General features: G+C 36.2%; 12 protein-coding genes. 3 read left to right on the top strand and 9 right to left on the bottom strand.

What is annotated here, in order from left to right; genetic code table 11:
• Positions 1-14: 14 nt before the first annotated feature.
• From dnaJ to ABIZ51_10650, 5 genes are all read right to left on the bottom strand, one after another.
• Positions 15-1,166, bottom strand: a complete 1,152-nt coding sequence (gene dnaJ, locus ABIZ51_10670; protein MEO7089244.1) for a molecular chaperone DnaJ — start codon at positions 1,164-1,166, stop codon at positions 15-17.
• 25 nt (positions 1,167-1,191) lie between these two features.
• On the bottom strand, positions 1,192-1,740 hold the full coding sequence (locus ABIZ51_10665) for a nucleotide exchange factor GrpE (GenBank protein MEO7089243.1): 549 nt from the start codon (positions 1,738-1,740) through the stop codon (positions 1,192-1,194).
• Positions 1,741-1,893: 153 nt separating this feature from the next.
• On the bottom strand, positions 1,894-2,442 hold the full coding sequence (locus tag ABIZ51_10660) for a TlpA disulfide reductase family protein (GenBank protein ID MEO7089242.1): 549 nt from the start codon (positions 2,440-2,442) through the stop codon (positions 1,894-1,896).
• A gap of 121 nt (positions 2,443-2,563) precedes the next feature.
• Positions 2,564-3,871, bottom strand: coding sequence for a UDP-N-acetylglucosamine 1-carboxyvinyltransferase (murA, locus tag ABIZ51_10655; GenBank protein MEO7089241.1), 1,308 nt, complete (start codon positions 3,869-3,871; stop codon positions 2,564-2,566).
• A gap of 27 nt (positions 3,872-3,898) precedes the next feature.
• On the bottom strand, positions 3,899-4,612 hold the full coding sequence (locus ABIZ51_10650; protein ID MEO7089240.1) for a DUF4290 domain-containing protein: 714 nt from the start codon (positions 4,610-4,612) through the stop codon (positions 3,899-3,901).
• 179 nt (positions 4,613-4,791) lie between these two features.
• Between ABIZ51_10650 and ABIZ51_10645 the strand changes: the two genes are divergently transcribed.
• Positions 4,792-5,334 carry a hypothetical protein gene (locus tag ABIZ51_10645; GenBank protein MEO7089239.1) on the top strand — a complete coding sequence of 181 codons (543 nt, stop codon included), beginning with the start codon at positions 4,792-4,794 and terminating at the stop codon, positions 5,332-5,334.
• A gap of 112 nt (positions 5,335-5,446) precedes the next feature.
• Positions 5,447-7,939 carry a TonB-dependent receptor gene (locus ABIZ51_10640; protein MEO7089238.1) on the top strand — a complete coding sequence of 831 codons (2,493 nt, stop codon included), beginning with the start codon at positions 5,447-5,449 and terminating at the stop codon, positions 7,937-7,939.
• Positions 7,940-7,999: 60 nt separating this feature from the next.
• Here the strand turns inward: ABIZ51_10640 and ABIZ51_10635 are convergent, their stop codons facing one another.
• Both ABIZ51_10635 and ABIZ51_10630 read right to left on the bottom strand, forming a co-directional pair.
• Positions 8,000-8,761, bottom strand: coding sequence for an SDR family oxidoreductase (locus ABIZ51_10635; protein MEO7089237.1), 762 nt, complete (start codon positions 8,759-8,761; stop codon positions 8,000-8,002).
• A gap of 8 nt (positions 8,762-8,769) precedes the next feature.
• Complete coding sequence (locus ABIZ51_10630; GenBank protein ID MEO7089236.1) at positions 8,770-9,594, bottom strand: hypothetical protein; 825 nt, start codon at positions 9,592-9,594, stop codon at positions 8,770-8,772.
• 599 nt (positions 9,595-10,193) lie between these two features.
• On the opposite strand from ABIZ51_10630, the gene ABIZ51_10625 reads away from it, so the two are divergent.
• A complete protein-coding gene (locus ABIZ51_10625) occupies positions 10,194-11,279 on the top strand; it encodes a glycosyltransferase (protein ID MEO7089235.1) in 1,086 nt (361 codons plus the stop codon).
• Here ABIZ51_10625 and ABIZ51_10620 read toward each other — a convergent pair.
• Together ABIZ51_10620 and ABIZ51_10615 are read right to left on the bottom strand one after the other, a co-directional pair.
• On the bottom strand, positions 11,225-12,430 hold the full coding sequence (locus ABIZ51_10620; protein MEO7089234.1) for a hypothetical protein: 1,206 nt from the start codon (positions 12,428-12,430) through the stop codon (positions 11,225-11,227). The genes ABIZ51_10625 and ABIZ51_10620 overlap by 55 nt on opposite strands.
• A 24-nt stretch (positions 12,431-12,454) precedes the next feature.
• On the bottom strand, positions 12,455-12,910 hold the full coding sequence (locus tag ABIZ51_10615) for a hypothetical protein (GenBank protein ID MEO7089233.1): 456 nt from the start codon (positions 12,908-12,910) through the stop codon (positions 12,455-12,457).
• Between the last annotated feature and the right edge of the window lie 57 nt (positions 12,911-12,967).

Below are 12,967 nucleotides of genomic sequence, written 5' to 3'. Positions count from 1 at the left end.
CTTATAAATTATTTTTATTCAAAATATTCCTTCATTCGGTGGAAAAAATTTTTATCCTTCGAAGTTGGATTGGGCTTAAAATTAGGAGAATTTTGCAGATTTTCCACTATTTTTTTCTCTTCGTGACTAAGTGCTTGAGGTGTCCAAACATTGATGGTAACAAATAAATCTCCTTTTCCATAACCGTTGATATCGGGCAAACCTTGTGATTTTAGGCGTAATACTTTTCCGCTTTGTGTGCCTGCCGGAATTTTTATTTTTGCTTTTCCTTCTACCGTTGGCACTTCTGCAGATGCGCCCAAAGCAACATCAGTAATACTTGCAAAATGATCGTAATATAAATTATGTCCATCTCTTGTCAAATTTTCGTGTTCTATTTCCGCAATGGCAATAATTAAATCACCCGGAACTCCACTTCTTGCGCCTGCATTGCCTTTTCCGCCCATGGAAAGTTGCATTTCATTTTCTACACCTGCTGGTAATTTAATCGTGATGACTTCTTCTCCACGTACAATTCCATCGCCATGACAGCTTTTACATTTGTCTGTAATCGTTTGTCCTTCGCCGCCGCAAGCAGGACAAGTGCCAGTAGTTTGCATTTGTCCGAGAATCGTATTTGCGATACGTGTAACTTGTCCGGAACCATGACAAGTAGCACATTTGTTGAACGAAGAACCGTTCTGAGCGCCAGAACCATGACAAGGTTCGCAAGGAACATATTTCGTTACTTTTATTTTTTTCTCAACGCCTTTTGCGACTTCTTCCAAGGTTACTTTCACTTTTACGCGCAGGTTAGAACCTCTGTTTACGCGTCTTTCACGTCTTCCGCCGCCACCACCGCCACCAAAACCTGAAAAATGTCCGCCGAAAATATCTCCAAACTGACTGAAAATATCGTCCATATTCATTCCGCCGAAACCTTGTCCACCGCCGCCATTACTACCCATTCCAGCATGTCCGAATTGGTCGTATCGGCTACGCTTGTTAGCGTCGCTCAATATTTCATAAGCTTCCGCTGCTTCTTTAAATTTTTCTTCGGATTCTTTGTCGTCAGGGTTTTTATCGGGATGGTATTTAATTGCCATTTTCCGATAGGCTTTTTTTATTTCCTCCGCACTCGCATTTTTCTGAATTCCTAATATTTCGTAATAATCTCTTTTTGACATTTTAATTGGATATGAAATTTATGATTTATGCGCCGATAACCACTTTTGCAAAACGAATAACTTTTCCGTGAAGTAAATACCCTTTTTCTAATTCATCCACTACTTTCCCTTTCATATCTTCTGTTTCCGCGGGAATATTGGTGATGGCTTCGTGCAAATCGGTATTAAATTCTTTTCCTAAAGAATCAATAGTTTCCAAGCCCTTTTGCTTCAAATTACTTTTTAATTTTGAATAAATTAATTCAATTCCTTCGTTTACGGCTTTGATGTCTTTGGCGTCTTTGCTGAGTTTCATGGCGCGTTCCAAGTCGTCCATTACAGACAAGAAACTTTTAAAAACATCTTCTCCGGCAATTTTTATCAGCTCGATGCGCTCTTTGGCAGTGCGTTTTCGGTAATTTTCATATTCCGCAAACAAGCGCAAATACTTATCATTTAATTCGTCGTATTTTGCTTGTAAAGCTTCAGTTTCGCTGATAGCAGGCTGTTCCGAATTGTCTTTTTCGTTTTGTGTTTCTTCGGAATTATTTTCCTGCACTTCCTCGTTTATGATTTCTTTGTTTTTTTCGGTCATTTTTTTATAGAAATTTTTGATTTTCATTTGCGATTATTATTCTCAAATTCTTTGCCATCAAGGCGAATGCGTCAAATTGTCAGGTTTTATCCCAATTAAAAAAGCAGAGAAAAATCTCTGCTTCAAAAAATTATTTTTTTGACGGTTGAAAAATTATTTTTTCAAAAGCTTATCCAGCGCCATATCCAAGGCTTCGCCTCTTAAATTTTCATCAATAATAACGCCTTTGTCATCCAATAAAAAATTAGTCGGAATAGACTGAACGCCATAAAGCGCAGCAGGTTTAGATTGCCATCCGCCTAAGTCGCTCACTTGCGTGGGCCAAGAAAGATTGTCTTGTTTAATTGCATTTACCCAAGCATCGTGTTGTTGATCTAAAGAAACACTGTAAATCACAAAACCTTTTGCATTTTTAAATTTTGCAGTTTTGTATTTGTTGAAAGCTGCCACCACATTCGGATTTTCCATGCGGCAAGGACGACACCAAGATGCCCAAAAATCAACCAATACAATGTTTCCATGATAAGATGACAAAGCAATTTCTTTTCCGGAAGGATCTTTAAATTTTAATTCAGGTGCTTTGTTCCCAATGTTTGTGCCCACTGTTGTACCCGTTTGCCCTTCGGATGTTTTGCTGTATATAAAGCCGAAAGTCAGCATTGCTGACGCAGCCAATATCAATATAAGATTTACTTTTTTCATGATTTTTATTTTTTGTGTCTGTAAAATTACGCTTTTTTTGGTAAAGAAGAGGTCAAATTTTATCAAAAAAAAGGAGTTTGAAAAATTATTTTTTCGAAGGCTTAAAAAACGAGTAAGAAAATTAAGGATTTCTTTTGATATCTGCGCCCAATGCGTTTAAGCGCACATCAATATTTTGATACCCACGATCAATTTGTTCGATGTTGTGAATGGTACTTTTGCCTTCGGCAGATAAAGCGGCAATCAGCAAAGCCACGCCGGCTCTGATATCCGGTGATGTCATGGAAATTCCTTTTAATGAATTCTGGCGATTTAATCCGATAACCGTTGCTCTGTGTGGGTCGCAAAGAATAATTTGTGCGCCCATATCAATTAATTTATCTACAAAAAACAAACGGCTTTCAAACATTTTTTGATGAATGAGAACGGTGCCTTTTGCTTGTGTGGCAACTACTAAAACGATGCTTAATAAATCGGGTGTTAATCCAGGCCAAATGGCGTCTGCAATGGTTAAAATAGAGCCGTCAATAAACGTATCAATCTCGTAATTTTCTTGCGAAGGAATAAAAATATCATCGCCTCTGCGTTCCATTTTTATGCCGAGTCGTTGAAAAACATCTGGAATTACACCGAGTGCTTCGTACGCCACATTTTTAATTGTAATTTCCGATTTCGTCATCGCGGCAAGCCCAATAAAGCTGCCTATTTCAATCATATCTGGCAATAAGCGATGTGTGCAACCTTTCAGATATTCTACGCCTTCAATCGTTAATAAATTAGAGCCAACGCCTGAAATTTTTGCGCCCATGCTGTTGAGCATTTTACACAATTGCTGAATGTACGGTTCGCAAGCTGCATTGTAAATGGTGGTGATGCCTTTCGCCATTACGGCTGCCATAATAATATTTGCAGTTCCTGTTACAGAAGCCTCGTCCAGCAACATATAACAGCCTTTTAAGTTGGAAGCTTCTACTTTATAAAATTCATCTTTTGCATCGTAAATAAATTTTGCACCTAATTTTTCGAAACCAATAAAATGAGTATCCAATCTTCTACGACCGATTTTATCTCCACCTGGGCGCGGGATATAGCCTCTTCCAAAACGAGAAAGCAATGGACCAACAATCATAATAGAACCTCTGAGTGCCGCGCCTTTCTTCTTAAATTCGGCTGAATTGAGGTATTCGATGTTTACATTATCTGCCTGAAACGTAAATGTTTCGTGCGCGGTATTTTCCACTTTTACGCCCAAATCGCGCAATAAATCAATCAGTTTATTGACATCTACAATATTTGGAATATTGCTGATGGTTACTTTTTCGGGCGTCAGTAAAACAGCGCAAATAACTTGCAATGCCTCATTTTTAGCGCCTTGTGGAACTAATTCTCCTTTTAATTTTTTTCCTCCATGTATTTCAAAACTGCCCATCGAAAAAATTTTTTCGCAAAATTATTTTTAAAATTTACGTCTGTTATTATTATTGTTGTTCCGATTGTTCTGATTATTGTTGTTATTCTGATTATTATTATTTTGAAAATTGGAATATTGTTTTCCATTATTGCTCTTCATGCGTGTTTTCTTTTTTATTCCGGAAGCAGCGGCAGCAGCGGCATTTTTCGCAAGTACCTCTTCTGTTTTAATCATTTTAGAAGTGTCCTTCAAATCTAATTTTCCGCCAGAAAGTTCTTTTAAATGATTGACAATTGCGGAATCGCTTACGCTGTCAATGTTCCAAGTCAAATATGATTTTTTGAGAATGTTGGCTATCAACTGCGTGAAATATTCCTTTTCAGGACCTTCTTCAAATTCTTTTCCTTTCGCTATTATGCGTTCAATATTTTTTCCGTAATGTTTATAGCGCATATTTCCAGCAGGATACGCCACTTTTTCGGGTTTAGAAATAAAAGTTTCGCGCGTTGGTTTCGGAAAAGGAGAATCCACATCCAATTTAAAATCAGAAATAATAAATAAATGATCCCACAATTTGTGTTTAAAATCAGCTACATCACGCAAATGTGGATTTATTTGTCCCATTACAGCAATAATCGCTTTCGCATTTTTATTGCGCTGTTCGCGGTCTTCAATGGCAACGGTTTGATCAATCATTCGCTGAATGTTTCTGCCGTATTCAGGAATAATCATTTTTGGGAGAGAGGTATTGTAATCCATTTTTTTAATTTAATTTCTCCAAAAGTAGCTGAATTTAGCGAATTGGCAAAATAGGAGCTACGCCTAATCCCTCCTCTCACGCAATCCTTCGTTCTTCGCTCTTCTATTTCTGTTTTTTCTTTCTTCAAATCCCAGATTTAAAAAAATAATATATTTGTAATATATTTAATTCGAAATCTTTGAAAAAAACACTGAGTTTTTTTTTACTTGTCTTGTTTTTGTTTAACGTTGGCGGATTTTATGTAGCCTACGTGGTGCTGCATAAACAAAATCAAAAAACATTTTTTTCGCTCGTTCAAAAAAATAATTTTTCGAAATTCAAAACGCTTCGTATTTCAAACGAAGAAATGGAAAACACTTCCGTTTTTCAGAAAAAAAATTCCGATGAATTTCGCTACAAAGGAAAAATGTACGACATCGTGCGCCAACATAAAACAAAAAATGAAACTGTTTTTTATTGTTATGAGGATGAAAACGACAGTTCCTTATCGACTGCATTGACAAACCAAATTAATAATTTCGTTCATTCGAACGACACGAATAACACTCAAAAAAATAATTTTCTGAATAGCTTTTTCAATAAATTATATTGTACGCATTCGCGGATTTTGAACACTTTTTTTCCTGGAAAAATAGGCTTCGAAAAAATATTTTTTCAAGCAGAATATAATTCTCCTCACGGGAAAGTCCCCGTTCCTCCGCCTAAATACATATTGGTTTAGTTTTATTTAAAAAAGAAATTCGCCCATTTGGCAAATACCTTTTTACTAAATTTTTGTTTGCACGATTGGAAAAATCAGCAAACGAGTATGTTATTTAAAAAAATAAATTTATATGAAAAAAATATTCATGTTTTTGCTGTCTGTTTCATTTATCAATGCAACAACGGCACAAAATACACTTACCGGAACGGTGAAAGATAGCATCAGCGGGATAACTTTGCCAGGTGCAACTATTTACATTCCTGATTTACATATTGGCGCTTCTTCAGGAGCAACAGGAGAATACTTCTTAAAAGACATCCCGAAAGGAACCTACATCGTGGAAACACATTTAATTGGATACGGAACCGAAGCGTTTTCCATCAAAATTGAAGGAACTACTACGCGGAATATTTCACTTCTGCAATCGTATGTGGAAGAAACAGAAGTAGTTGTTACAGGCAATTCGGCAGCAAGCACTTCTTCGAAAACACCACAACCAACTACGGAAGTAACCAACGAATACCTCAATGAAAATGCCTCTACGAATGTGATAGATGCTATTTCGAAAGTACCTGGAGTATCTGCCATGACGGACGGACAAAGTATTTCAAAGCCTGTTATCAGAGGTTTAGGGTATAACAGAGTATTGACGGTTAATGACGGTGTGGAACAAATGGATCAGGCATGGTTTGATGAGTTTGGGATTGAAGCAGATCCGGATGCAGTAAACCGTGTAGAAATTTTAAAAGGTCCCGCTTCCTTGGCGTACGGCTCCGATGCCATTTCTGGAGTTGTAAATTTGATTCCAGAACAAGCTCTGCCGGAAGGACAGAAAGAAGGCGATGTGTTGTTTAATTACCAAACCAACAACGGACTCATTAACAATATGGTGCATTTGGCAGGCACAAGCAACGGGATTTCCTGGAGCGGGCGCGTAGATAATATTATGGCGCATGCTTACCAAAATGCTGCAGATGGTTATGTATTAAATTCTCAATTCAGTAATTTTAATGCAGATGGAACTATCGGACTTCATCGTAAATGGGGATATTCCCAAATTCACGCCAGCTATTTTGATATGGCTACTGGAATTGTAGATGGAACAAGGGATTCTGCAAGCGGTCAAATGGAAAGAGCATTGGCGTATCCTGATTTGAACGGAGGAGCGCCTTCGTACGAACTTCCTACTCATCAGGAACAAACTTCTTATACTCCTTTTGTCATTAACCAACGAATTCGCCACAGCAAAGTAGTTTGGGACAATAGTGTTGCCGTAGGCAGCGGACGTATTGCCGGAATTTTTTCGTGGCAACACAACCAACGCCAAGAAACAAATGACCCAACCATGCCGAATACTCCAGATATTTATTATAATTCCAACGCAGCAACGTATGATCTGCGTTATATTTCTCCACAAATGGGAGACTTTAATATTTCGGGAGGTGTGAACGGCGCGTATCAACAATCCCAAAGTTTAGGTACTTTGATGTTGATTCCAAATTATAATTTATTTCAAATAGGTGCTTTCGCTATTGCGAATGAACAAATCGGAAAATTCGTTCTTAGTGGTGGATTACGTTACGATACGAGGACATTTAATGGAATAGATCATTGGGTAGATTCAACACAAAACCCTGTTCCTGAAAACACTCCAGGTGGAATTCACGAATTTCAAGGATTTACTTCCAACTTTAGCGGAATATCCGGAAGTTTTGGTGCAGTTTACAACGTTTCAAAAAATATTTTTTTGAAAGGCAATATTGCACAAGGGTACAGAGCACCAAATGTGGCAGAATGTGGTGCGAATGGAGTACACGATGGCACGGTAGTGTATGAATTGGGAGACCCAAATTTGAAACCAGAAACAAGTTTGGAAGAAGATTTTACTTTTGGAATCAACTCAAAAGACATCGGTTTCGAAGCGGACGTATTCAATAATAGCATTAGCAGTTTTATCTATGCACAAGGATTGCAAAGCAAAATTGCTGGGACAGGCGATTCTATTAATAATTCGCTAAATGCAGCCGGATTGGGCGCTGCTCCAGTGTATAAATACACACAAGGGAGTGCCAATTTGTATGGTGGAGAAGTTAGTTTAGACATCCATCCATCCGCTATGTCGTGGTTGGATTTAAACACTACTTTGAGTATGGTAAGCGGAGGTTTAACAAACGCTCCGGATTCCATCAAAGTATTGCCATTTGTGCCTCCTACACGCATCACTTCGGAACTTCGATTCCACATCAAAAAAATTAGTTCTAAAATAAAAGATGCGTATCTGAAAATTGGAATGCAAGATTGCTTCCAACAAAATAGTATTTATCAGCAATACGCCATTTACAACGGACTAAACACTGCCAATAGCCCATTGGTATATGCCGCCAGCAAAGCCGCTACAGCGGGATATGTATTATTTAATGCAGGATTCGGAGGCAATATTCAGCACCAAGGACATTCGATTTGTCGCTTATATCTGAGTGTTAATAATATTTTTAACACCGTTTACATGGATTACATGAGTCGTTTCAAATATTATCCAGTAAACAATACCACCAACAGAGTGGGTGTTTTTAATATGGGAACAAACGTCAGCATAAAAGTGATTGTTCCGTTTAATTTTTAAGTTAAAATTTTATTTTTGGGGAAAGGCTTTCAGAATATATTCTGAAAGCCTTTCTTTTTGCTAATTTTTCCGCAACACGTTTGTTGAATTGGCTTGTGCAGTAGGCGTAATAACAATATCGTTAATATTTACGTGTGCCGGACGAGTAGCTGTCCAGAAAATTGTTTCGGCAATATCTTCCGCAGTTAGCGGATGAAAACCTTTGTACACATTTTTTGCGCGCTCTTTATCTCCGTCAAATCGGACCATAGAAAATTCTGTTTCTACTAAACCAGGCGCGATGTTCGTTACTTTAATTCCTTGGTTCAACATATCAATTCGCATCGCTTTCGAAAGCGCGTCCACCGCGTGTTTGCTGGCACAATACACATTTCCATTCGCATACACTTCTTTGCCCGCGATAGAAGCAATATTGATAATATGTCCCGCTCCATTTTTTATCATCAAAGGCGCTACTTGCCGCGTTACATAAAGCAATCCTTTCACATTGGTGTCAATCATTCGCTCCCAATCATCAATAGAACCTTCCTGAATGGAACTGAGACCGGCTGCTAAACCAGCATTATTAACAAGCACAGAAATATTTTTCCATTCAGGCGGAAGATTTTGAATCGCATTTTCCACTTCACTTAATTTTCGCACATCAAAACAAAGTGAAATTGCTTGCACTTTGTAAAGCGATTTTAATTCGTTTTCTATTCCGTGCAAATAGTCTTTTCTGCGACCAGTAATAATTATATTGTATCCGTTTTTCGCGAATAATTCGGCAGTTGCTTTTCCTATTCCTGCTGTTGCGCCTGTGATAAGTGCTATTTTCATAATTTTATTTTTTAGTTTTTTGAATCTGTTAAATCTGAAAATAATTTTAAAATACTATTTGGATAATTTATTTTAGGCATTTTTATAGCAGGATTTGTTTCATCGGGTTCTCCATTTCCTGCTAATTGAAAAAGATAATATCCTTTAACTGTTGCGCCTTTTTCCCAAAGCAAACTCTGGTCCCAAAAATCTTTCTCCTGCAAATTATATCCTAAATTTTCCAGCACATAACCACCTTCTCGAGCACCAGAAACGTAGTCTAATCCATATTTTTTTGATCGTCTCTCCAAATCCCATCTAACTTCTCCTCCATATTTTGTTGTATCTAAATTTTTTGAATAAACGTCAGCTGGACAACTATATTTCATACTTCCAAAATAATATTGCCCCATAAGGTTAATCACTTCCGCTTTTGAAGAATAACAAGATACCGTATAATTACAAAGAGGATACAAATTCCATATCTCATTACTATCATTCCTGAATCCTATTATTGCCGTCCCTCCATAAACAGTGTCGCCAGAAGCACCACAAAGTTTATTTACATCGGCAGCAGGATTTTTCTTATCATAAATAACTTTTGTAGCTATGTTGGGTTCTTTATCAATTATCCAAACAATTATTTTTTTCTTGTCAGGGCTGTAAAATGTGCCGCCAAAATAGTACTTAACTTGCGAATTTGAAATTTCGTACATTTCTGAATAGCTACCAAATCCTGGACTATTACTATCAACCCACAGCTTTATAGTGTACATGATACACAAACTGTCTCGGTATTCTATTTTTTGAGTTCGCAGGTTATCATAGGTGTTTATTTTTGAGGTAGTACAATTCATTAAACTTATGCCAAAACACAAGTAAAAAATAAATGGAATAGAGCAGAAAAATATTTTTTTCAAATTTTATTTTTTAGATAATCTTGTTTTGATGGCAAAAAAAATCAATAAACAAAGTTAGAAAAACAAAAATGATTTTTTTACTTCTTCTTTCTTTTGTCATAAAACAAATGAAAGAAGCAAAGAAAAATTCAAGGCTTGGATTCCTCATTTCATTTTAGCTTCCTGAAAGCTATTCGTTGGGCGATTTCCTCACATGTTCGGAACTTCCCAATCTCATCACACTTTCATTTTACTAAAATTTTATTCGCAATCCGATGCCGTAAAAAAATGGAGAATTAGAAATTAAGAATTTAGAATTGAAAAGGGGCATTTTATTGTTTTCATTTAGCTTTCAAGTAAATGTTTTTAGCCAGGGCTTTTGTAAGCAGCCTTGTTTGAATCCGCTTTTTGCGGATGAGTTTGGCTGCGTGGAAAAACATTTATGTGGAAATCTTGGAAAAGAATAAACAGCCTTGAATTTTTGGTTCTTTTTTTTCAAGAAAAAAGAACGAAGAAATAAAAATTTACCGCTACTTTCGTTTGAAAAATTATTTTTCTTGCAGCCAATTTCTAAAAAACGAATTCTTGTTTGTCCGCTCGATTGGGGACTTGGACACGCAACGCGTTGCATTCCGATTATTCGTTTTTTGCAACAAAAAAACATGGGAGTAATTATTGCTGCCGATAAAGCTCCGCTGGAATTATTGAAAAAAGAATTTCCCGATTTAGAATTTATTCGTTTTTCAGGTTATGAAATTACGTATCCTGACAAAGATTTTATGGTTTTGAAAATGCTTTCGCAGATTCCTAAAATAATCAGAAAAATAAAATCAGAACACGCACAACTCGAAAAAATAATTTTTAAAAACCGCATTGACGCTGTTATTTCAGATAATCGTTACGGTTTGTGGACGAAAAAAATTCCAAGCGTTTTTATCACACATCAATTAACTATTCAAACTCCTTTCGGAAAAAAAGCACTTCGAAAAATTATTTTTTCATACCTCCAAAAATACGATGAATGTTGGATTCCGGATGTGGCAGAAAAAAATAATTTATCAGGAAATTTGTCGCACGGAATTGATTTACTTCCGAATATTTATTTTATCGGACCGCTTTCACGATTTGAAAAAAAGCCTTCTGAAAAAATAATTTTTCAGTACGATGTAATGGTAATTATTTCTGGTCCGGAACCGCAAAGAACAACTTTCGAGCAACTAATTTTTGAACAATTAAAAAATACTTCTCTAAAAGCAATTGTTGTTCGCGGAATCCCTGAAAGCACTGAGAAAATAAATCTTTCAGAAAATGTAAAAATCTTTTCACATTTGAATTCTGAAGAAATGCAAAGCTATATTTCGGCTTCCGAAATAATTATCAGTCGTTCGGGATATTCTACAATTATGGATTTAGCACGACTTGAGAAAAAAGCTGTTTTAATTCCAACGCCTGGACAAACGGAGCAAGAATATTTGGCGAATTATTTATCCGCTCAAAAAATTATTTTTTCGGTCGAACAAAATAAATTTAATTTACAAAATGCGATTCTCGAAGCTTATAAAACAAAAGGTTTTACGTCCTCTGAAAATTATTTTTTGTTTGAAAAAGTGCTGGGTACTTGGCTTGAAAAAATATTTTTTTGACGCTCTTTTTTCCACTCATAAAAAAGGATTCCACTTACGCTGAGGTATTCGGTAATCAGCAAAATAAGATTGTCGTGCACCGGAAAATAGTTGTACGAAAGATAGGATAATAACGCAAAAAGTGACCATACAAAAACAAAACGATACGGAATAAAAACGCTCAATGCCAACAGTAAAATAAAATCGGCAGGACGAATAGCTGCGGAAAAAATAAGGCAAATAAGAAAGCCGAAAAAAATATTTTTCAAAACCGAAACATCCTTTTTTTCTTGTTGATTGAAGGTGAAAAAAAGCAAAGACAAAGCGCCCATTTCGAATAAAATTAATCCTGTTTGAAAAGATGTAATACTGTTTGTTAGCAAGCCCTGTAACCAATAAACTATTTTGTAACTCGCGCTGTTAAATTCTCCAATAGCGAAAAACCCTGTTGCATTGAACCGGAGTAAATGAATTAATTTTCCATCTGCTAAAAAAGGAAAAAATAAAATTGCTAAGAGTGCAAAAAAGAGTGTCAAATAAATAATTATTTTTTGAATATTTAGACGCGGCAATAAAAAGAGTAATGGCAGTAAGAAAAGTAGATTACAAGCCGCAGCTAAAGCCAAAGACAATGCTGAGAAAATATTTTTTTGACAAAGGAAAAGCCACATCGAAACTATTAAAAAAAAAATAGGAATTATTTCTAACTGTACATTTGAGTACAACTCAAAAATAACGAGAGGGTTGAGTAAATACCAGAAAATATTTTTCTCGGAGAGTTGGAAAAAGTGCAATATTTTCAACATAAAAAACACGCTGCCGATTTCTGCGGTGGCAATTAACAAGCGCCAAAAAATTATTTTTTCAAACGTGTTCGTGCCAAATATTTTTTCTGCGAAAGTAAAAAAATATTGTAAAAAAGGTCCGTAAGACGTGTAATTATTGGGCGAATTAAGCAAAGAAAAAAAATCATAATCTACGCCGGCAGTAACAGAATTTCCAGTGTTTATGAGAAAGCTCGGCAAATAAATAAATGGATTAATGCCGTGCGAAAATAATTTTCCGTCCCACACAAAACGCGTAAAATTGCTAAAAAGAGAAGGTTCGAAAAAGCAAAAACACAATCGCAAAATGATTGCTAAAAAAATGCCGTAAGAAAAATAATTTTTCAAAAAAATATTTTTCAAATACATCATTTAGTTGTTCATTGTCCGCTGATCGGTAATTCCGTTTATGTTAAGCGGGATGAAAAAAAACTCTAAAGCATTGCGATGTGATTTGGCAACATGACGCGCGTAACTGTCCAAACTACGGTGAAAAACTTCTGCATAATCGGGACCTAATTTAAGTAGGAGACCGTTAACCTGAGTTAATTTTTCGCGTAGTATTTTTTCGCGTTCATCATTTCCTTTTGGTAATTTTTTATCGAACGCTTCGAAATTGCGGGTAAAGTGTTTGTCCACTTCTACATAATATTCATGCAACACAGGGTCGGAAGTAAAAGTGCGTAAATGAGCTAATTTAATGGCATCTGCTTTTTCTTCCTCAAAAACTTCGTGGTCGGAACTGGCTGCCAATAACGAAACGAATACAGTTGCATTGAGAAGTAGTTCTTGCTCGCTTGCCGTTAATTTTTCAAATTTTGCTATCATAATAATATATTTTTTCTAAAGTCGAATTCTAATTTCAAACACAAAGATATTACATTC

This window comes from Bacteroidia bacterium (assembly GCA_039924845.1).
Lineage (GTDB): Bacteria > Bacteroidota > Bacteroidia > DATLTG01 > DATLTG01 > DATLTG01.
This window is presented reverse-complemented; position numbering and strand designations above follow the sequence as displayed.